20 protein-coding genes are annotated in these 19,522 nt (G+C 67.4%); 4 read left to right on the top strand and 16 right to left on the bottom strand.

All coding sequences use genetic code 11. The annotated features are described in order from the left end of the window. Positions 1–8: 8 nt before the first annotated feature. The 4 genes from AWB92_RS24910 to cobC are packed head-to-tail and all read right to left on the bottom strand — an operon-like array spanning position 9 to position 4,087. Complete coding sequence (locus AWB92_RS24910; RefSeq protein ID WP_085190428.1) at positions 9–1,124, bottom strand: bifunctional RNase H/acid phosphatase; 1,116 nt, start codon at positions 1,122–1,124, stop codon at positions 9–11. Then, a complete protein-coding gene (locus tag AWB92_RS24905) occupies positions 1,121–1,858 on the bottom strand; it encodes a zinc ribbon domain-containing protein (RefSeq protein ID WP_085190426.1) in 738 nt (245 codons plus the stop codon). The genes AWB92_RS24910 and AWB92_RS24905 overlap by 4 nt, the downstream gene beginning before the upstream one ends. A gap of 4 nt (positions 1,859–1,862) precedes the next feature. After that, positions 1,863–3,008 (bottom strand): Nif3-like dinuclear metal center hexameric protein, encoded by a 1,146-nt coding sequence (locus AWB92_RS24900; RefSeq protein ID WP_085190424.1) that lies wholly within the window; start codon positions 3,006–3,008, stop codon positions 1,863–1,865. Continuing rightward, positions 3,005–4,087 (bottom strand): Rv2231c family pyridoxal phosphate-dependent protein CobC, encoded by a 1,083-nt coding sequence (gene cobC, locus AWB92_RS24895; RefSeq protein ID WP_277622333.1) that lies wholly within the window; start codon positions 4,085–4,087, stop codon positions 3,005–3,007. Before cobC ends, AWB92_RS24900 begins: the two co-directional genes overlap by 4 nt. 39 nt (positions 4,088–4,126) lie before the next feature. Here cobC and AWB92_RS24890 point away from each other — a divergent pair, with 39 nt between their 5' ends. Genes AWB92_RS24890 through AWB92_RS24880 form a run of 3 tightly spaced genes read left to right on the top strand, consistent with a single transcriptional unit; the run spans position 4,127 to position 6,061 of the window. After that, on the top strand, positions 4,127–4,756 hold the full coding sequence (locus AWB92_RS24890) for an HAD-IA family hydrolase (protein ID WP_085190478.1): 630 nt from the start codon (positions 4,127–4,129) through the stop codon (positions 4,754–4,756). Next, positions 4,749–5,252: a low molecular weight protein-tyrosine-phosphatase gene (locus AWB92_RS24885; protein ID WP_085190420.1), complete on the top strand. Its 504-nt coding sequence runs from the start codon at positions 4,749–4,751 to the stop codon at positions 5,250–5,252. The genes AWB92_RS24890 and AWB92_RS24885 overlap by 8 nt, the downstream gene beginning before the upstream one ends. Next, positions 5,249–6,061, top strand: a complete 813-nt coding sequence (locus tag AWB92_RS24880; RefSeq protein WP_085190418.1) for an SURF1 family protein — start codon at positions 5,249–5,251, stop codon at positions 6,059–6,061. The genes AWB92_RS24885 and AWB92_RS24880 overlap by 4 nt, the downstream gene beginning before the upstream one ends. Before the next feature lie 79 nt (positions 6,062–6,140). Here the strand turns inward: AWB92_RS24880 and AWB92_RS24875 are convergent, their stop codons facing one another. Further along, positions 6,141–7,073 carry a cobalamin biosynthesis protein gene (locus tag AWB92_RS24875; protein ID WP_085190416.1) on the bottom strand — a complete coding sequence of 311 codons (933 nt, stop codon included), beginning with the start codon at positions 7,071–7,073 and terminating at the stop codon, positions 6,141–6,143. 40 nt (positions 7,074–7,113) lie between these two features. Further along, complete coding sequence (locus tag AWB92_RS29895) at positions 7,114–7,254, bottom strand: hypothetical protein (RefSeq protein WP_156766715.1); 141 nt, start codon at positions 7,252–7,254, stop codon at positions 7,114–7,116. A gap of 76 nt (positions 7,255–7,330) precedes the next feature. On the opposite strand from AWB92_RS29895, the gene AWB92_RS24870 reads away from it, so the two are divergent. Beyond that, positions 7,331–8,146: an oxygenase MpaB family protein gene (locus AWB92_RS24870; protein ID WP_085190414.1), complete on the top strand. Its 816-nt coding sequence runs from the start codon at positions 7,331–7,333 to the stop codon at positions 8,144–8,146. An 85-nt stretch (positions 8,147–8,231) separates the two neighbouring features. Here AWB92_RS24870 and AWB92_RS24865 read toward each other — a convergent pair whose 3' ends face one another. From AWB92_RS24865 to AWB92_RS24820, 10 genes are all read right to left on the bottom strand, one after another. Then, the gene (locus tag AWB92_RS24865; RefSeq protein ID WP_085190476.1) at positions 8,232–9,350 is read right to left on the bottom strand and encodes an epoxide hydrolase family protein; all 1,119 of its coding nucleotides are present in this window, start codon (positions 9,348–9,350) and stop codon (positions 8,232–8,234) included. Between the two features lie 40 nt (positions 9,351–9,390). Beyond that, complete coding sequence (locus tag AWB92_RS24860) at positions 9,391–10,284, bottom strand: formylglycine-generating enzyme family protein (protein WP_085190412.1); 894 nt, start codon at positions 10,282–10,284, stop codon at positions 9,391–9,393. Then, the gene (locus AWB92_RS24855) at positions 10,277–11,206 is read right to left on the bottom strand and encodes an HAD family hydrolase (protein ID WP_085190410.1); all 930 of its coding nucleotides are present in this window, start codon (positions 11,204–11,206) and stop codon (positions 10,277–10,279) included. Before AWB92_RS24855 ends, AWB92_RS24860 begins: the two co-directional genes overlap by 8 nt. Next, positions 11,203–12,747, bottom strand: a complete 1,545-nt coding sequence (locus AWB92_RS24850) for an arylsulfatase (protein ID WP_085190474.1) — start codon at positions 12,745–12,747, stop codon at positions 11,203–11,205. Before AWB92_RS24850 ends, AWB92_RS24855 begins: the two co-directional genes overlap by 4 nt. Positions 12,748–12,888: 141 nt before the next feature. Continuing rightward, positions 12,889–13,197, bottom strand: a complete 309-nt coding sequence (locus AWB92_RS24845) for a hypothetical protein (protein WP_142282302.1) — start codon at positions 13,195–13,197, stop codon at positions 12,889–12,891. Positions 13,198–13,510: 313 nt separating this feature from the next. Then, positions 13,511–14,359, bottom strand: a complete 849-nt coding sequence (locus AWB92_RS29890) for a hypothetical protein (protein WP_085190406.1) — start codon at positions 14,357–14,359, stop codon at positions 13,511–13,513. A gap of 182 nt (positions 14,360–14,541) precedes the next feature. Beyond that, positions 14,542–14,871 carry a hypothetical protein gene (locus AWB92_RS24835; protein WP_085190404.1) on the bottom strand — a complete coding sequence of 110 codons (330 nt, stop codon included), beginning with the start codon at positions 14,869–14,871 and terminating at the stop codon, positions 14,542–14,544. Between the two features lie 264 nt (positions 14,872–15,135). Continuing rightward, a complete protein-coding gene (locus tag AWB92_RS24830; RefSeq protein ID WP_085190402.1) occupies positions 15,136–18,066 on the bottom strand; it encodes an MMPL family transporter in 2,931 nt (976 codons plus the stop codon). Continuing rightward, positions 18,063–18,680: an MmpS family transport accessory protein gene (locus AWB92_RS24825; protein WP_241523569.1), complete on the bottom strand. Its 618-nt coding sequence runs from the start codon at positions 18,678–18,680 to the stop codon at positions 18,063–18,065. Before AWB92_RS24825 ends, AWB92_RS24830 begins: the two co-directional genes overlap by 4 nt. After that, entirely contained in the window at positions 18,677–19,345 is a 669-nt protein-coding gene (locus AWB92_RS24820; RefSeq protein WP_085190400.1) for a TetR family transcriptional regulator, read from the bottom strand. The genes AWB92_RS24825 and AWB92_RS24820 overlap by 4 nt, the downstream gene beginning before the upstream one ends. Between the last annotated feature and the right edge of the window lie 177 nt (positions 19,346–19,522).

Below are 19,522 nucleotides of genomic sequence, written 5' to 3'. Positions count from 1 at the left end.
ATCGCCCCCTACAAGTAGGCGGTCTGGTTCACCAGCCGCACCGACGACGCCCCATCCGAATAGAACTCTGCGATGCTCAGCGAGGCCAGGTCAAGATGCAGCCGGTAAAGGATCCCCGGCCCCGCGTCCAGCGCCAGCCGCAGCAGCATCTTGATCGGCGTCACGTGGGACACCACCAGCACCGTCTCGCCCTGGTGGGCTTCGATGACCCGTTCGCGCACGCGGAGCACGCGGTCGAGCACCGCGTCGAAGCTTTCCCCGCCCGGCGGTGTCGTGCCGGTGTCGCGCAGCCACCGCCGGTGCAGTTCCGGATCACGTTCGGCCGCTTCGGCGAAGGTCAGGCCCTCCCACGCCCCGAAATCCGTTTCGGTCAGGTCGTCGTCGACCGTGACGTCCAGCCCGAGCGCCTTGGCGGCCGTCGCCGCGGTGTCGTAGGCCCGTTGCAGCGGCGAGGAGATCACCGCGGCGATCCCGCCGCGCTCCGCCATGTAGCGCGCCGCGGCCCCGGCCTGCTGGCGCCCCACCTCCGTCAGCGCCGGGTTGCCGCGCCCCGAATAGCGGCGCTCCACCGACAGTTCGGTCTGCCCGTGCCGCAGCAACAGCAGTCGGGTCGGCGTTCCCCGCGCCCCGGTCCAGCCGGGCGACGTCCTGGCCTCGGCCGCAACGCTTTTCGCCGGCTCGGCAACCCGCGGCTCGGATTCGGTCAGGTCTTCGTCGATACCCGCCGCGGCGTCCATCGCCTCGTTGGCCAACCGGTCGGCGTGCGAGTTCTGGGCCCGGGGCACCCAGGCGTAGGAGACCCGGTCGAACCGCGACGCCAGCTTTCGCGCCTGCGCATGGAGCTCGATCAGGTCGGGATGCTTGACCTTCCACCGCCCGGACATCTGCTCAACCACCAGCTTGGAGTCCAAGAAGGCCTCGACCTCGGTGGCCCCCATTTGCAGGGCGTCGTCCAAACCGGCTATCAGGCCTCGATATTCGGCGACGTTGTTGGTCGCGACGCCGATGGCCTGCTTCGTCTCGGCCAGCACGGTCGAGCGGTCCGCGGTGCGTACCACCGCGCCGTACCCGGCGGGTCCGGGGTTGCCGCGCGACCCGCCGTCGGCTTCGACGACGACCTTCACTGGTCGAACCCCTTGACCCGCAACAGGATCGCGCCGCACTCCGGGCAGCGCACCAGCTCGTCCTCGGGGGCGGCTGAGATGCGGGACAGTTCGCCGCGGCCGATCTCGATCCGGCAGGCGCCGCACCGATGCCCGAGCAACGGCCCGGCCCCCGGCCCTCCCCTGGCGCGCTGCCGCTCGTACATGGCGGACAGCGCGGGATCCAATTCCGCGGACAGGGTGTCGCGTCGCGACGAACGAGCCTGGCGGGCCTCGTCGATCTCGGCGATCGCGGCGTCGAGCGCCTCCTGGGCGGTGGCCAGTTCGGACTGCAGCGCCTCGACCGCGCGCTGCTCGCCGTCCAGCTGCGCCTGCAACTCCTCGCGGCGCTCCATCACCTCCAGCAGCGAGTCCTCGAGACTGGTTTGACGCCGAAGCAGGGTCTCGAGCTCGTGCTGCAGATCCGACAGTTGCTTGGCGTCCGTGGCACCGGATTTGAGCATCGAGCGATCCCGGTCCTCGCGCTGCCGCACCGCCTCGATCTCCGACTCGAACCGCGCCACCTGGGCGTCCAAGTCTTCCAGCGCAATTCGCAGCGCACCCAGCCGATCGGCGGCGGCGGTGTGGTCGGCCCGGATCCGCTCCACGGCCTCCTGCTCGGGCAGATGGCTGGCCTGGTGTGCGATGCGGGACAGCTCGGCGTCCAGTTTCGACAACTCGAGTAGCGAAAGTTGCTGTGCGACCTCAGCTTTCATTGCTCTACTCCCCGTCTCTCCCCGTCTCGGCCACCTGCCCCAGCGTCCAAGGGTCGGTGCGGATGGTGCACACCCGAACGGGCAGCGCCTCCCCGAAACGGGACCGCAGTATGCCGGCGGCCTGCTCGCACCAGGGGAATTCGCTGGCCCAGTGTGCCACGTCGACCAGGGCCACGTCCGAGGCCCGGCGATGCTCGTCGGCCGGATGGTGGCGCAGATCGGCGGTCACATAAGCCTGCACGTCCGCGCGGGCCGCGGCGGTCAGCAGCGAATCCCCGGCGCCGCCGCACACGGCGACCCGCGACACGGGCGCGTCGGGGTCCCCGGACGCACGCACGCCCCACGAGGTCCGCGGCAGCGCAGCGTCGACACGAGAGACGAAGCTGCGCAACGATTCCGGTCGCGCCAGCGTGCCGATCCGGCCCAGCCCCGCGTCGGTGGGCGGGGGCACCAGAGCGAAGATGTCGAACGCGGGCTCCTCGTACGGATGGGCGCCGCGCATCGCCGCCAACACCGCTGCCCGGGCCCGCGCCGGTGCGACCACCTCCAACCGCTCCTCGGGCACCCGTTCGACGCTGCCGACGCTGCCGATCGTCGGCGCGGCCCCCTCGTGCGGCAGGAACTGCCCGATGCCGCTCACGCTCCAACTGCAGTGCGAATAGTCGCCGATGTGGCCGGCGCCGGCCGCGAACACGGCCTCGCGCACCGCCTGCGCGTTCTCCGTCGGCACGTACACGACCCACTTGTCCAGATCGCCCGCGGCCGCGAGCGGTTCGAGCACCGCCTCGACGGTGAGCCCGAGCGCGTCGGCGAGCGCGTCGGACACCCCGGGCGAGGCGGAGTCGGCGTTGGTGTGCGCGGTGAACAGCGATCGCCCGCTGCGGATCAGGCGGTGCACGAGCGCGCCCTTCGGCGTGCTGGCCGCCACGGTGTCGACGCCGCGCAACAGCAACGGGTGATGCGCCAGCAGCAGTCCGCCGTCGGGAACTTCGTCGACGACTTCCGGCGTCGCGTCGACGGCGACGGTCACCGAGTCCAGCGCGTCGTCGGGGTCGCCACATACCAGGCCGACCGAATCCCACGATTGCGCGAGATCCGGCGGGTACGCCTCGTCGAGCACCTCGATCACGTCGGCCAGCCGCACGCTCACCGCAGCGCCTCCGCGATGGCCTGGATCAGCAGTGGCCAGTCCCGTCGCACCGCCGCCCGCAGGTACCGGCCGTCCAGCCCGACGAAGGTGTCACACCGACGGATGGCAATCCCCTTGCGCTCCAAGTGGTTTCGTATCCGGTCGCCGTCGGGCAGACGGAACAGGACGAACGGGCCCCGGCCGTCGACCACGTCGGCGCCCGCCGACGCCAGGCCGGCCACCATCTCGGCGCGTAACTCCGCCAACCGCAGCGCACCGGCCGCGGCATCGGCGACGGCCCGCGGCTCGCAGCAGGCCGCGATGGCCGTCAGCTGCAAGGTCCCCACCGGCCAGTGCGCACGCTGCGCGGTCAGCCGCGCCAACAGCTCCGGCGCGCCCAGCGCGTAGCCCACCCGCAACCCGGCCAGCGCCCACGTCTTGGTCAGGCTGCGCAGCACCAGCACGTCGGGCAGCGCGTCGCCGGCCAGCGACTCGGGCTCACCGGGGACGGAATCGGCGAACGCCTCGTCGACCACCAGGATCCGGCCGGGCCGGCGCAGCGCGAGCAGCTGCGCGCGGGTGTGCAGGACCGAGGTGGGGTTCGTCGGGTTGCCCACCACGACGAGGTCCGCGTCGTCGGGCACCACCGCGCCGTCCAGGCGGAACGGCGGCTCTAGCACGACGTGCCGCACCGGCACCCCGGCCGCGCCCAGCGCCACGGCGGGCTCGGTGAACGACGGCGACACGATCGCCGTCCGCGCCGGGCGCAGGTTGGGCAGCAGCGCGAAGCCCTCGGCCGCGCCGGCCAGCGGCAGCACCTCGTCACGGCTGCGGCCGTGCCGCTCGGCGGCCGCGTCCTGCGCCCGGTGCACGTCCGCCGGACCCGGGTAGCGTGCCAGGTCGGGCAGCCGCGCGGCCAGCCGGCGCATCAGCCACTCCGGCGGCTGCGCGTGCCGGACGTTGACGGCGAAGTCGAGCATCCCGGGCGCCACGGCCTGATCGCCGTGATAGCGCGCCGCCGCTGGCGGGCTCGGGTTCAGAGTCGCCATCCGAGAAACACTAGTGGGCCGCGCTGAGCGCGTGCGGCCATCTAGGACAATGGTGTGGTGACAGACATTGTCTCGGACGCCGCGGAGCTGGTGATCTTCGACCTCGACGGCACGCTGACCGACTCGGCGGACGGGATCGTGGCCAGCTTCCTGCACGCGCTCAACCACGTCGGCGCGGCCGTGCCCGAGGGGGACCTGGCCGCACAGATCGTCGGTCCGCCGATGGACGACACCTTCCGGTCGATGTTCGGCGACTCCGCCGAGGAGGCGATCACGGCCTTCCGCGCCGAGTACGGCGAGCGGGGCTGGGCGATGAACACCCTTTTCGACGGCATCGAGCCGCTGCTGGCCGACCTGCGCGCCGCCGGGGTCCGGCTGGCCGTGGCCACCTCCAAGCTGGAGCCGACGGCGCGGCGCATCCTCGCCCACTTTGGCCTGGACGGGTACTTCGAGGTGATCGCCGGTGCGGCTCCCGACGGCTCACGCAAGAGCAAGGAGGAGGTGCTGGCCCACGCGCTCGACCAGCTGCAGCCCCTGCCCGAGCGGGTGCTGATGGTCGGCGATCGCAGCCACGACGTGCACGGCGCGGCCGCGCACGGCATCGACACGGTGGTGGTCGGCTGGGGCTATGGGCGGTCCGATTTCGAGGACGGGTTCAGCCTCACCGGCGTGACGCACGCGGCGACGGTCGAGGAGTTGCGGAGGGCTCTCGGTGTCTGAACCACTGCACGTCACCTTCGTCTGCACCGGCAACATCTGCCGTTCCCCGATGGCCGAGAAGATGTTCGCCGACCAGCTGCAGCGACGCGGCCTCGGCGACGCGGTCCGGGTGACCAGCGCGGGCACCGGCAACTGGCATGTCGGCAGTTGCGCCGACGACCGGGCCACCCGGGTGCTGCATGCCCATGGCTACCCCACCGCCCACTGCGCCGCGCAGCTCAACGACGACCACCTGGCGGCCGACCTGGTGGTGGCCTTGGGGCGCAATCACGTTCGGATGTTGCGTCAGCTGGGCGTCGAGGAAGACCGGATCCGCATGCTGCGGTCGTTCGACCCGCGCTCGGGCGCCCACGCCCCCGACGTCGAGGACCCCTACTACGGCGACCACGACGACTTCGAGGACGTCTTCGCCGTCATCGAGGCCGCCCTGCCCGGACTGCACGCGTGGGTCGACGAACGACTCGCGGAAAACGGGAGAGGCGCGATGCTCCGGTGAAAAGGGGCCTGGCGTTCCTGCTGCGCCCGGGCTGGATAGCCCTGGCGCTGGTGGTGATCGCCTTCACCTACCTGTGCTTCATGGTGCTCGCGCCCTGGCAGCTGGGCAAGAACACCAGGACATCGCGGGAGAACCACCAGATCGAGTCCTCCCTCAACACCCCGCCGGTGCCGCTGAAAACCCTGCTGCCCCAGCAGGATTCGTCGGCACCGGGCGCACAGTGGCGGCGGGTGACGGCGACCGGGCACTACCTGCCCGACGTGCAGGTGCTGGCCCGGCTGCGGGTGGTCGAGGGCGACCCGGCGTTCGAGGTGCTGGCACCGTTCGTGGTGGACGACGGCCCGACCGTGTTGGTCGACCGCGGCTACGTGCGCCCCGAGCAGGGATCGCATGTCCCGCCGATCGCCCGCCCGCCGGCGGAGACGGTGACGATCACGGCTCGGCTGCGGGACTCCGAACCCACCGTGGCGGGCAAGGATCCTTTCGTCACCGACGGTGTGCAGCAGGTGTATTCGATTAACACCGAACAGGTCTCGGCGTTGACGAAGGTGCCGCTGGCCGGGTCCTATCTGCAGTTGGTCGAGAACCAGCCCGGCGGACTGGGCGTGATCGGCGTGCCGCACCTCGATGCCGGGCCGTTCCTGTCCTATGGCATCCAGTGGATTTCGTTCGGCATCCTCGCGCCCATCGGCTTGGGCTACTTCGTCTACTCCGAGCTGCGTGTCCGGCGGCGGGAAAAGGGGCAGACGACCGCCACCCCGGTGACCGTGGAGGACAAGCTGGCCGATCGCTACGGCCGCCGGCGGTAGGCCGCTTTCAATGTGCGTTGAGGGTTTTCAGAGTGTGCCCACAGCGGTAAAACTTCGTTTTTCCGCCCTACCCGCACACTCATCGCCAGCGACGCACACTGAACGCCGCCAAGAGCCCGATCGATAAGGCCGCGGCCGCCTGCACCGCCCGCGACAGCGCCACCGCGCGGCGCAGGTCGGCCACGTCGGGCGGCCGCCCGTCCCCGAGCGTCGGGCGGATCTGCAGCTCGTGGCGATACTGCGTCGGCCCGCCGAGTCGAACGCCGAGCGCGCCGGCGAAGGCCGCCTCGACCACCCCGGCGTTGGGGCTGGGATGCCGCGCCGCGTCACGGCGCCAGGCCCGCAGCGCCCCTGACGGCGATCCGGAGACCAGCGGTGCGCACAGCACCACCAGCGCTGCGGTTACGCGGGCGGGGAGATAGTTGGCCGCGTCGTCTAATCGCGCTGCGGCCCAACCGAATCGGGCATAGCGCGGCGAGCGGTGGCCGATCATCGAATCCAGCGTGTTGATGCCGCGGTACGCCAGCACCCCGGGCGCCCCGCCAGCCGTCGCCCACAGCAGCGGCGCCACTTCGGCGTCCGAGGTGTTCTCCGCGACCGACTCCAGCGCCGCGCGCGTCAGGCCGGCGGCGTCCAGCCGGGCCGGGTCGCGCCCGCACAGTGACGGCAGCAGCCGTCGGGCGGCATCGACGTCACCGCTCTCCAACAGTCGCGACATCTCCAGGCCGGTGCGCGCCAACGACGTCCCGCCGAGGCAGACCCACGTCGCCGCGACCGTGACCAACAACCCACCCCGACGCAAGGCCCGCGCACCCAGCAGCGTCACCGCGCCTACCAGCACGCCCACGTGCAGCGCACCGGGCCCCTTGGCGTCGCGGTAGGTGGCGCGCTCCAACGCCGCGGCCGCCTTGCCGAACAGGGCGACCGGATGGCCCCGTGTGGGGTCGCTCAGTGCGAGGTCGGCCACGTAGCCGGCCAGCACGCCCGCGGTTCGGGGACGAGTCGCACGCACCCGGGCAGCGTCTCACACCGGCCGCGACCGGGGTCGGCAACTAGATGGCCAAAATGGCCGCCACGATCACCACGAGGATCAGCAGGCCTACCACCCACCACAGCAATGCGTCGGGATCGGCGGTCGGTGACAGGCTGGGCGCGCGCGGTAGCGGCCGGATCGGGCCAGGTTGGGTACTCATCGCTCTGGTCTGCCCACTTTTGGGCGGATATAACGGTTTGCCGTGGTGTACTCGAGTCCATGAGGGGTAATCCGCGATGAAGCGGCCCGCAACCCGGATCGCGGATTTGCTGAACCCGGCGGCGATGTTGCTGCCCGCCGCGAACGTGATCATGCAGCTCTCCCTGCCCGGCGTCGGTTACGGCGTGCTGGAAAGCCCGGTGGACAGCGGCAACGTCTACAAGCATCCGTTCAAGCGGGCGCGGACCACCGGGACCTACCTGGCCGTCGCCGCCATCGGGACGGAATCGGACCGGGCTTTGATCCGCGACGCGGTGGACACCGCGCACCGGCAGGTTCGCTCGACATCGTCAAGCCCGGTGTCCTACAACGCTTTTGACCCCAAGCTGCAGCTGTGGGTGGCCGCCTGCCTGTACCGCTATTTCGTCGACCAGCACGAGTTCCTGCACGGCCCGCTGGACGACGCCAGTGCCGAAGCCGTCTATCGCGATGCGAAACGGCTCGGGACCACGCTGCAGGTGCCCGAGCGCATGTGGCCGCCGGACCTCGCCGCGTTCGACGAGTATTGGAAGCGCTCCCTCGACGAGCTGCGCATCGATCCTCCGGTGCGCGAACACCTGCGCGGCGTGGCCTCGATGGCGTTCCTTCCGCTGCCGCTCCGGGCGCTTGGCGGGCCGTTCAACCTGTTCGCGACGACGGGATTCTTGGCCCCGGAATTTCGGGCGATGATGGAGCTGGACTGGTCGCGGCCCCAGCAGCGCCGGTTCGAATATCTGCTGACCGCCCTGCGCCTGGCAGACTGGCTCATCCCGCACCGCGCGTGGGTCTTCGGCTATCAGGTTTACCTGTGGGACATGCGTTTTCGGGCTCGGAGGGGCTGGCGGATCGTCTAGCGATCATCCCTTGCGCGCCGAGCGTGAATTCAGCGACGCCCACACGGCGCGTCTTGTCGCGAATTTCACACTCGGCGAAGGTATTTCAGCGCACCGTCGCGAAGAACGCGCGGACATCCTCGACGAACAACTCCGGTTGCTCGAACGCGGCGAAGTGCCCGCCGCGCGGCATGTCCGTCCAGTGCGTGATGTTGTACACCGGCTCGCACCAGCGTCGCGGCGCCTTCAGCAGCTCGCCCGGGAAAGCGCTGACGCCGGTGGGCAATTCGACCCGGTCCATCTGACCGAAGACCCGGAAGCTTTCCCAGTACAGCCGCGCCGACGATGCGCCGGTGCCGGTCACCCAGTACATCATCACGTTGTCCAGCAGCTCGTCGCGGCCGAACACGTTCTCGGGGTGCCCGTCGCAATCGGCCCACGCCCAGAACTTCTCGACGATCCACGCCAGCTGCCCCACCGGCGAATCGACCAGCCCGTAGCCCAGCGTTTGCGGCCGGGTCGACTGCTGCTTGGAATAGCCGGTGCCCCACTTTCGGTGCTCGGCCATCGACGCCAGCGCGCGTTGCTCCTCCGGGGTCGGGTCGGCCAGCGCCTCCTTGGTGGGCCGCCCGATCGGCATGTTCAGGTGAATTGCCGCGCAGTGCCCGCCGTTTCGGCCGATCTGCGTGGTGACCGCGGCACCCCAGTCGCCGCCCTGGGCGCCGTAGCGGCTGTAGCCGAGGCGCAGCATCAGCGTCTCCCACGCGTCGGCGATCCGTTCGACGCCCCAGCCCGTCCGGGTGGGCTTGCCCGAGAAGCCGTATCCCGGAAGCGACGGGCACACGACGTGAAACGCGTCCTCGGCGCGCCCGGACGCCGGATTGGTCAGCGGCTCGATCACCTTGTGGAACTCCACGATCGAGCCCGGCCAGCCGTGGGTGATCACCAACGGGAAGGCGTCGTCGTGCGGCGAGCGCTGGTGGATCAAATGAATGTCCAGCCCGTCGATTTCGGTGACGAACTGATCGAAGCGGTTGAGTGCCGCCTCGCGGGACCGCCAGTCGTATTCGCTGGCCCAATAGTCGGCCAGTTCGCGGGTGTACGCCAACGGAACGCCCTGGCTCCAGTCGTCGACGCATTCGGCCTCCGGCCACCGGGTGCGCGCCAGCCGCGAGCGCAGATCGTCAAGATCACCATTGGGCACGTCGATGCGAAATCGCCTCAAGGGTTGCTCGTTCACGCCCTGAGGGTGCCATACCGCCGGATCACCCGACAACGGCGCCGGGCCGCAGGACGCACCGGAAGCCGATGTGGCTCATGCCGGTATCGATCGGCTGTGGTCGGCGCGCGGCGGGCCGGTAGCGCAGGCAGTAGCTGTCCGCGCACAGGAACGAGCCGCCCTTGATCACCTTGCGCGGCACCCGGAACTGCGGCTGGGCCGGGTCGTAGCTGTCCGCCTCGGAGGGCTCGCCGGCGCGCGTGTCGGCATACCAGTCGGTGGTCCACTCCCACACGTTGCCGGCCATGTCGAACAGGCCGTAACCGTTGGGCGGGAAGCTGCCCACCGGTGTGGTGCGCCCGTAGCCCGCATCGGGGCGCCACGGGAAGTCGCCGTGCCAGTAGTTGGCCAGGCGCTGCCCCGACGCCTCGGGCTCGTCACCCCACGTGTACGTCGCGTGGTCGAGCCCGCCGCGCGCCGCGATCTCCCATTCCGCCTCGGTCGGCAGGGAGCGTCCCGCCCAGGCCGCGTAGGCCCGGGCGTCGTCGTATGCGACGTGGACGACGGGATGGTCGGCTCGCTTCGCGATCGAGGAGTGCGGACCGACGGGGTGCCGCCAGGACGCCCCGGGCGTCCAAGTCCACCATTGGCTCAGATGGTGCAGGTCGACCGGGCCGCTGGTCCGGGTGAACACCATCGATCCGGGCTGCAGGTTCTCTTTCGGGGCGCCGGGGTAGTCCGCGGGATCGGGGGCCCGCTCGGCGATGGTCACATACCCTGTCGCGGCGACGAATTCGGCGAATTCCGTGTTCGTGACCGGGCGGGCCTGCATCCAGAAGCCCGCCACACCGACCGGCCGCGCGGGGGCTTCCTCCGGGTAGTGTTCGTCGGAACCGAGAATCGCGGTCTGCTCGGGGACCCAGATCAGATCGTCAGTCAAACACGGCCTTCCAATCGTCGCGCATGCTGACGACCGTCCAGGCGTTTTGCTCGGCCAGCTCGAAGGCCCGCTCCGCTCCCCCGGTGTATGCGAACTCGCGATCGGCGTCGTCGTGGCGGATCAGCAGCCGCAGCGACGGCGTCGCCGGTGTGCCGGTGAATTCCAGCATCTCGATGTCGCCGTTGGAGTTTCCGGCCGCCAGGATCGGCCGTCGCCCGATCCGGCTCCACAACCGCACGGGCTTCACCGGCCCTTCGTCGAGGAACTCCGGTTGCTCCGTGGTGAACAGGTGGCCGTCGCGATAGGTCAGGCCGACCGAGCTGCCCACCACCCGTTCGGGCGGAATGTTGTAGAGCATGCCGGTGACGGGCCGCATGAAGTCCCGCGCGCCGCCCGAGACGATATAGGCGGTGAATCCGTGGGCCTCCAGGTAGCGCAGCAGCTCCACCATGGGCCGGTAGGCACACGACGTGTACGGCCGCCCCAGCGTCGGGTGCGTGGCGTCGCGAAAGAACGCCTCGACCCGGGCACGGTGTTCCTCGACGGTGATCGCGGCATGGGCGGAAAGTATCGCGGCCACAAGCGGTTTGAGGTCGGAGTCGTCGCCCTGGTTGTGTTTGGCCACCGCGCCGGCCAGCCAGGTCAGATCACCGTGGTAGGCGCCCTTGTAGGGCTCACGCTCGCGAAGGCTCGGGTCCGCCGTTGCCTGCTCGGCGAATCGGCGCACCAGGAAGTCGAGCTGGATGTACATCGGCTTCTCGCACCACAGCGTGCCGTCGTTGTCGAACACCGCCACGCGGGCATCCCGCTCGACGAAATCGCTTGAGCCTTCGCTTGTTACGCGGTGAACGAAGTCGACGATCGCCGATTTCGCCGGCCCGTCGTTCCACGTGTTGAGCGTCTGAAGCGTCCCAGACCTCACTTACCGCGAGAGGCGAGGAACTCGTTGAGCTGTTCCACCGCGTGGTCGATGGTGAACGAGGCCGGCTTGGCCCGCGGTGGGAACTCCTTGAACGTCTCCAGGAACCGGTTCACCAGCGCCACACCGAAAAACGCCATGTAGATGCGGTCGATGAGCCAATCCCAGTAGGTATTGGACGTGATGTCGGCCTGCTCGAACGGGTCGGTGCGCAGGTTGAACATCTTCGGCGCCCGCAAGGCCGTGAACGGCTCGAACCAGATCCGCAGCGTGCCAGCGCAGCGCTGCTCCATGAACACCAGCTTCCAGTTGTCGTACCGGATGCCGAGCACGTCGCAATCGTCGGAGAAATAGATCATGCCTTTGCGGGGGCTTTCGGCGACCTGGCCGGTCAGATACGGCAGCAGGTTGTAGCCGTCGATATGGACCTTGAACCGCTTGTCCCCGACCTGATGGCCCTTCTTGAGCTTGTCGACGATGTCCGGGTCACCCGCGGCGGCCAGGAAAGTCGGCAACCAGTCGTGGTGCTGGACGATCTCGTTGGACACCACGCCCGCCGGGATCTTCCCGGGCCAGCGAATCATTTCGGGCACCCGGAACGCGCCCTCCCAGTTGGTGTTCTTCTCGCTGCGAAACGGCGTGGTGGCCCCGTCGGGCCAGCTGTTGGAGTGCGGACCGTTGTCGGTGCTGTAGATGACGATGGTGTCGTCGACGATGCCGAGCTCGTCGAGCGCGTCCAGCAGCTCACCCACGTTGCGGTCGTGGTCGATCATGGTGTCGTGATACGGCGACTGCCAGCGCCCCGCCTGCCCGAGCGAGTCGGGTTTGGTGTGTGTCCGGAAATGCATGTGGGTGGTGTTCATCCACACGAAAAACGGGGTGTTGGCGGCGTGCTGGCGCTTGATGAAGTCGATGCACGCCGCGGTGAACTCGTCGTCGACGGTTTCCATCCGCTTCTTGGTCAGCGGCCCGGTGTCCTCGATGCGCTGCTTACCCACCGGCCCGTAACGCTCGTCAGTCTCATCGCTGTCCTGGTCGGTTGCCCAGGAGTGGATCACCCCGCGCGGCAGCAGCGCCTTGCGCAGCAGCGGCGCCTCCTGCTCGGTCGGGTAGTCGGGGTGCTCGGGTTCCTCCTCGGCGTTCAGGTGATAGAGATTGCCGAAGAATTCGTCGAAGCCGTGCGCCGTCGGCAGGTGTTTGTTGAGGTCGCCGAGGTGGTTCTTGCCGAACTGGCCCGTCGCGTACCCGAGCGGTTTCAGCAGCTCGGCGATCGTCGGGTCATCGGCCGACAGCCCGACGTCCACACCGGGCATGCCGACCTTGGAAAGCCCGGTGCGGTAGACACTTTGGCCGGTGATGAACGACGCGCGGCCGGCGGTGCAACTCTGCTCGCCGTATGAATCGGTGAACAGCATGCCCTCGGCGGCGATCCGGTCGATGTTTGGGGTTCGATAGCCCATCAGCCCCTGGCTGTAACAGCTGAGGTTGGTGATCCCGATGTCGTCGCCCCAGATGACGAGGATGTTCGGCTTTCCACCCGGCATCATTGCCTCCTTCGCCTTCTGGCGCTGCGTTCAAATCCTAGGAGGCCAAGCGGTTTCAATCGATATCTGAACACCGATTCACAGGTAAGCCCTAAGGGCGCCCGCGACAAGCGGAAGACAAACGGCGCGTCACCGCTGGCGTCACGGTTGGCGGCTGGGCGCCGTGGGTTTGGGCCCGGCGGACGGCGCCTGTGGTGTGGTGGTGGGCGCGAGGACCGGGCCGTTGTTGGGACCAGGTCGAGGCCCCGTCGGTTGGGGTGTCGCGCATCCAAGCGGCACGTTGCCGCCCCAATTCGTGATCGGTCCGGGATGCGCCTCGTCGACGGTCGTTCCGCGGGCAAAGCCGTCGGCGTCGATGAGGCCGGTGTAGTGACCGCGGGGTCCGCTGCCCCATTGGATGGTGAAGTCGATGCGGGTGCCGTTGATGCCGCCGCTGACGGTGCCGGTCATTGCGGTTTTGCCCGTTGAGTCCAACGCACTCGCGCTGCCGCCCGCGTCTGGGCCGGTCGATCTGAATTGCACCGTGAAGCCATTGGCTTGATGCAGAGAGTAATCGCCGATGAACTGGAACTGGTCACACGCCGGCGCGAGCGGCACCGGCGGCCGCGCCCCTGCGAGCCCTGGGGACGACATGAGGACCACCGAGCCGACGGCCGTTGCGGCACAGAGCAATCCAGGCTTTCTCCCGATGCTGACATCCGACATCGCAGCTCCTTGCTTAGGCCGGTGCGAACCGGTACGGGCGGGTCCGGCGCTCACCTGATCAGAACGTCACGTTCGTTTCGGAGTGGCCGATCTCCTGGGACTGCTTGCCGCTGGCGTCGTGGCAGGAAACCACGACGTGGTAGCTGGTTAGGGTGTTGATACCTGTGAAGGTCTCGTTCGTACTGTCGTGCGGATTAACCGTGAAGTCACGGTGAGTATTGAAAGGGGTCGAGTCATAGGTGCACTTTGCGGTCAGGGCCGACGAGTTCGAGATCGTCGCCGTGATGCTGCCCAACTTCGGCGGACCGAACGACAATTGGATCGCGTTGATCACCGGCGCCGCGGCGGGGGGAGGGACCGGAACCGGCGCCGGGGCGGGGATGGGCGGCGCAGCCGGGGGTGGTGCCGCAGTCACCGCACAGGTGAATTTGGCATCGGTGTGCCAATCGGCGCGGCCGTTCCGGTTGTCCGTCGCGACACCTAACACGACGGCGCCGTCGTTATTGATGCTCGCCGTGTAGTGCCCAAGCCCGCGCGTCCAGTTGACAGTGAAATCAATGTTGTTTCCGTTCACTCCTCCTTCGGGGTCACCGCCCACGTCTACTTTCTCGTTGCCCTGAAACGCGTTGGCTATGGCGCCTCCTACCCGAGTTCCTTGCCACGGGATGTCGACTCGTTGACCGTTGCTCTGGCTGATCGGCATGTTCCCGCTGTATTGCCATTGCGAGCACGGGGGGCTCAGCGGCACCGGCGGAGCGGCCTGGCTGAGCGGGCTCGACGCCAACCCCCCCACTGCGCTCAGCGCCGCCGCGCCGAGGTAGGCCGCGGCTAGTTTGCGGCGGGATCGGGCGATGCGCGCCGGTGCCGCGCCGGCATCGAGCGTTTGATGCGTGAATGAGTAGTTCATCGCTGTTCCTTGCGGATTCAGGTGAGGACTTGCGACGGTGTGGCGCTGTCCATGCGTGCTCTGCTGTGGATTTGATGCTAGGAGTCAGGTGCGTTGCGGGAATCAGGGATTTCCCTAATCTTTTTCCCTCCAGCGGCGCCGTTACCAGGGCAAACGCGGTAGGTGCTGACGAGCGTGCTCGCTCAATCGTTCCCCGACAAGGTGCTGTCGTCACGGTGCCAGGTGCCGCGAACACGGTCTTCGACGGCGGGGTTGAGCTGTTGCGGTGCCATTCCCGCGTGTCGGCAGACCTGCTCAACGGTGTCCGCGGAGTCGGCCTCGAAAATCCCAAACATCCATTCGCCGGCGGGAACCGCCATCGTCATCACGCGTCGCACCGATGCGCCGCCGGCCGACACAGACTGCGAAGATTCGTCGAGCCTGGCGGCGATGCGATCGATCTCGTCTTGGTCGAGCTCACCGCGGTACCACTCCGCGAGGAAGTACCGCGTGCCGTGGGCGCGACCGCTCATCGCTGAGACGCTACGTGTCGATAACCGCGGCTACATCAGGGATTTCCCCTATTTCCCGCGGATATTCGAGGGCTGGGTCGCCGCGCAGTGCCTTGAATTCGAGTAGCCGGCTGCTCATGTCACCGGTCGACCACACCTGTCAGAGCAAAGGAGACGAATCGCGGAAGCGGTCGAGCGCCAGCTTAGTCCCATGACCACTCGACCCTAGTCGGACAACGATCGAACTCGTTCTCCCGCAATGGGTCTCGAAGTCACCGTCGATTCCTAACGCGGTTGTACCACTCCGCCCGCCGGGCGCTCCTCGACGCCGCTGAGAATCAGCTCGCGCACGGCGGGACGCGGTCCGTACGGTCGCAGCATCGTGCTGGCCGGCCGCGGACGCACGTGCTGTGGCCACCAGAACCAGCGCCCGAGCAAGGTGGCCAGCGACGGCGTCATGAACGACCGCACGATCAAGGTGTCGAACAACAGACCCAGCGCGATCGTCGTACCTACCTGGGCCATCACCAACAGCGGGCTGAACGCGAACGTGGCCATGGTCGCGGCAAACACCAGACCGGCGGAAGTCACCACCGAGCCCGAACCGGCCATCGCGCGGATCGTCCCCGTCTTGAGCCCGGCGTGGATTTCCTCCTTGAACCGCGATATCAACAGCAGGTTGTAGTCCGAGCCGACCGCCAGCAGCAGGATGATCGCCATCGCCAGCACCATCCAGTGCAACTTCATGCCCAGGATGTACTGCCATAGGAGCACGGAAAGTCCGAATGAGGCGCCCAATGACAGCAACACCGTACCGACGATGACAACGGCCGCCACGACGCTTCGGGTGATCACCAGCATGATGATGAAAATCAGTGTGGCTGCAGCAATTGCGGCGATCAGCAGGTCGATGTCAGAGCCGTCGTGCATGTCCTTGTACGTCGCGGCGGTACCGCCGAGATACACCTTGGAGCCCTCCCAGGGCGTGCCCTTGATCGCCTCGTGCACGGCCTGCTTGATCGGTTCGATGTGGCTGATGCCTTCGGGACTCGCCGGGTCACCTTCATGGGAGATGATCAACCGGACGGCGTGCCCATCCGGCGAGATGAAGTTCTTCAGACCCCGCGCGAAATCCGGGCTCTTGAATGCCTCCGGCGGAAGGTAGAAGGTGTCGTCGTTCTTGGCCTTGTCGAAGGCATCGCCTTGGGCGGTGGCGTTGTCGGACTGCGCTTTGGCCTGTTCGTTGAGACCCATCTGGGTCGCGTAGTTCGACATGATGGTGTCGAGGTTGTGCTGCTGACTTTCGATCTGCGGCGGTATCAGCGCCACGAGCTTCGGCTGGATCCGATCCAGCTTGTCCAGGTTCGCGCTGAGGTTCACGATGTTCTGGGCCACCTGGTCGATGCCGTCGAGCGCGTTGAAAATCGACCGGATCGCCCAGCAGGCCGGAATGTCGTAGCAGTGCCGCTCCCAATAGAAGTAGCTGCGGATCGGCCGGAAGAAGTCGTCGAAGTTGGCGATGTCGTCGCGCAACGACTCGGTAATCTGCACGGTTTCCTTGGTGAGCCTGGTGGTTTCGTGCGTGGTGTTGCTTAGGTCTTGGGTGACCTGCATCTGCTCATGCAGCGTTGCCATCGTCTTGCGTAGCTCGTCCGCCTGCTTGAGCAGGTTCGCCGCCTGCTCGTCTTGATAGTGCTGGGTCTGGATCCGCCCTGCGGCTTGTGCACCCATCTGGAAACCGAGGGTGCTGTGGTCGAGCGGCGTGCCCAAGGGTCGGGTGATTGTCTGCACCCGTCCGATGCCGGGGATGTGGAAGACCGCTTTGGCCACCTTGTCCAGGACCAGGAAATCGGCCGGGTTACGCAGGTCGTGATCGGTCTGGATCATCAACAGCTCGGGATTGAGCCGAGCCTGGTCGAAGTGCCGGTCCGCGGCGGCATAACCGACATTGGCCGGGGTGTCCGCCGGCAGGAAGTGGCGGTTGTCGTAATCCGTCTTGTAACCGGGCAGGGCGAGCAGACCAACCAATGCGATCCCAATGGTCACCGCGAGAACCGGCGCGGGCCAGCGGACGACCGCGGTGCCGATGCGACGCCAGCCCTGGGTCGCCAGCTTGCGCTTCGGATCCATGAGCTTGAAGAACGAAGCCACGGTCAGCACCGCGGGGCCCAGCGTCAACGCCGCGAGCACCGCTACCAACATGCCGATGGCGCACGGTGCGCCCAACGACTGGAAATACGGCAATCGGCAGAAGCTCAGGCAGTACATCGCGCCGGCGATGGTCAGGCCCGACCCGAGCACGACATGCGCGGTGCTATGGAACATGGTGTAGAAGGCTTGTTCGCGAGTCTCGCCCAGACCGCGGGCCTCGTGGTAGCGGCCGACAACGAAAATCGCATAGTCCGTTCCGGCGGCGATCGCCATCAACACCAACAAATTGTTGGCGAACGTGGAGAGTCCGATGATCTCGTTGTTGGCCAGAAAGGCAACGACGCCTCGAGCCGCCAACAACTCGATGAAAACCATCGCCAGCATGATCAGCATCGTGGTGAACGAGCGGTAGACGAACAGCAGCATCACCACGATCACCACGAAAGTGACAAGGGTGACGAGCGCGACGCCCTTCTCGCCGGCGTGGGACTGGTCGGCGAACAGCGGACCGGCGCCGGTGACGTATGCCTTGATTCCCGGCGGCGCTGGCACCGAGTCCACGATCTTGCGGACGGCCAGGGCAGATTCGTTCGCCTGCCCGCTGCCCATGTTGCCGGCGAGGTAGACCTGGACGTACGCGGCCTTCTGGTCGTGGCTCTGGGAACCCGCCGCCGTCAGCGGATCACTCCAGAAATCCTGGACGTGCTGAACGTGTTTCTTGTCCTGCTCGACGCGCCTGACGATTTCGTCGTAGTAGCGGTGTGCATCGGCCCCGAGTGGCTTGTCGCCCTCCAGCAAGATCATGGCCGAGTTGTCGGAGTTGAACTCCTTGAACGTCGACCCGACCTTCATCATCGACTGAAAGGATGCCGCGTCAGTCGGACTCATCGACACCGAGTGGTTTTTGGCGACGACTTCCAGCTGCGGGGCCACCGTGTTGGTGAGGAACACGATGCCCAACCACACCAGGACGATCGGCAGGGCCAGCCGATGGATCATCCGCGGCAGGAACGGCGGGATCAGCGGCTGATCGACGCGCGGCGGTGCCTGAGCTGGCTCGCTCATGCGGACTTGTCCAGGCAGTAGACGAACGGGTTCACGGTTTCGTTGGCATCCGAGCGGTTCGGAGTCTTGATGACGTCACCGCTCCCGTCGTGCTTGTTCACCACGAATTGGCAAGCGATCCAACTGCCGTCTCCTTGCGCCACCAGGTTTGCCGGGATGCCGGGCTTCGTTGAACTCAATACTTTGCTCCAGGGCAAGGGCACGTTGAGGGCCTGCTGCGGATGGGAGTTTTCGTCGAGGTAGTTGATGGTTGCCGTGCTGCCCGGTGAGCCCCAGACCTGGAGCGTGATCGTCTTGGCGTTGAACTCGTCGAGGACCTCGCCCGAGGTGCCACCACCGAACGAACCCTTGTGAACGCCAAAGACACCGTGCAATCGGAATACGACGAAGCCCGACACCGCGACGACGGCTGCGATGGTGAGCACCAACCAGAAACGCCCCAGCAGCCCCTTTTTCTTGGCGCGCCGCGGTGCGACATCGTCGCCCGCCCTGCCGGCGGAGCCGGCGGAGGATTGCGCGGTCGGCTCAGGTCCCGAGCGCTCTAGGAGTTCGGGACCGTCTTCACCGGTTGCAGTTCGCCAAGCCACAGCGTTGCGGCCTCCTTTCAGGTTCATGAGGACCCCGAGATCAGGCCGATGCAGGTGGCCGTCAGCAGGCGGGTGAGGGCGGTTGCGAAGTCCAGATTCCACTCGGGCGGAACCACTTCGGGCTCTTCGGCGTAGACGTTCGTCAGGTGCTCCGGCGGGTTCGCGACTTGCCAGAGCGTCGCCGCCAGCGAGTAGGCGGCCAGCAGGATGTCGAGCGAGCCCGATCGTCCGAGTTCGGGCAGCGCGGATGCGATCGAATCGGCCAACGAGAGCGTGGCCGCGGTGCTGATCCGCCTGACCTCGATGACCCGCTCGGCGTTCACCTCGTGTTCCAGGTGCAGGTGCAGGTTGGCAAGCAGGTCACAGAACAACGGGTCCTCGGCCAGGGCTTGGGCCAATGTCTCGGCGATGCGCGAGGGCGACTTCGCTCCGGGCTCGGCCAGCTTCTCCGACACGGTAGTGGACCACCGCACCCAGCCCTCGGCGGACAGATGCAGCAGGACTTCCTTGTACGAGGTGAAGTAGCGGCGGACCGCCGAATAGTGAATTCCGGCGCGGCTGGCGAGCGCGGTCAGGGTGACCGACGCGACGCCCGTTTCCATTGCCAGCGAGCGTGCGGCCTCCACGAGGGCCTCCGCACGTTGGCGCTTCTCTTCCTCGGTGCGAGCGCGCTGGAATGTAAGTTGCGCCACCGACCGAGCCTAACGCACATTGTGTGATTTGCATAACGCACAACGTTTGCGTAGGCCGACACTCACGTAGGAGAGCACTGCCTTCTCCGCTTGGTCCGCCCGCCGCATGAGTAGATGCACCGGCCAAGTGAGAACGTACGCAACCGCTGATCGCTTCAGCCGTCAGCGCCCGCGCGT

The sequence above is a fragment of the Mycobacterium sp. IEC1808 genome, assembly GCF_002101935.1.
Lineage (GTDB): Bacteria > Actinomycetota > Actinomycetes > Mycobacteriales > Mycobacteriaceae > Mycobacterium.
This window is presented reverse-complemented; position numbering and strand designations above follow the sequence as displayed.

Coding starts and splice junctions, on each gene's coding strand:
- AWB92_RS24850 (WP_085190474.1), bottom strand. CDS start 12,747: ATGCCGGGTGGAAAGCCGAACATCCTCGTCATCTGGGGCGACGACATC.
- AWB92_RS24825 (WP_241523569.1), bottom strand. CDS start 18,680: ATGAACCTGAAAGGAGGCCGCAACGCTGTGGCTTGGCGAACTGCAACC.
- AWB92_RS24905 (WP_085190426.1), bottom strand. CDS start 1,858: ATGAAAGCTGAGGTCGCACAGCAACTTTCGCTACTCGAGTTGTCGAAA.
- AWB92_RS24835 (WP_085190404.1), bottom strand. CDS start 14,871: ATGAGCGGTCGCGCCCACGGCACGCGGTACTTCCTCGCGGAGTGGTAC.
- AWB92_RS29890 (WP_085190406.1), bottom strand. CDS start 14,359: ATGAACTACTCATTCACGCATCAAACGCTCGATGCCGGCGCGGCACCG.
- AWB92_RS29895 (WP_156766715.1), bottom strand. CDS start 7,254: ATGAGTACCCAACCTGGCCCGATCCGGCCGCTACCGCGCGCGCCCAGC.
- AWB92_RS24830 (WP_085190402.1), bottom strand. CDS start 18,066: ATGAGCGAGCCAGCTCAGGCACCGCCGCGCGTCGATCAGCCGCTGATC.
- AWB92_RS24870 (WP_085190414.1), top strand. CDS start 7,331: ATGAAGCGGCCCGCAACCCGGATCGCGGATTTGCTGAACCCGGCGGCG.
- AWB92_RS24845 (WP_142282302.1), bottom strand. CDS start 13,197: ATGACCGGCACCGTCAGCGGCGGCATCAACGGCACCCGCATCGACTTC.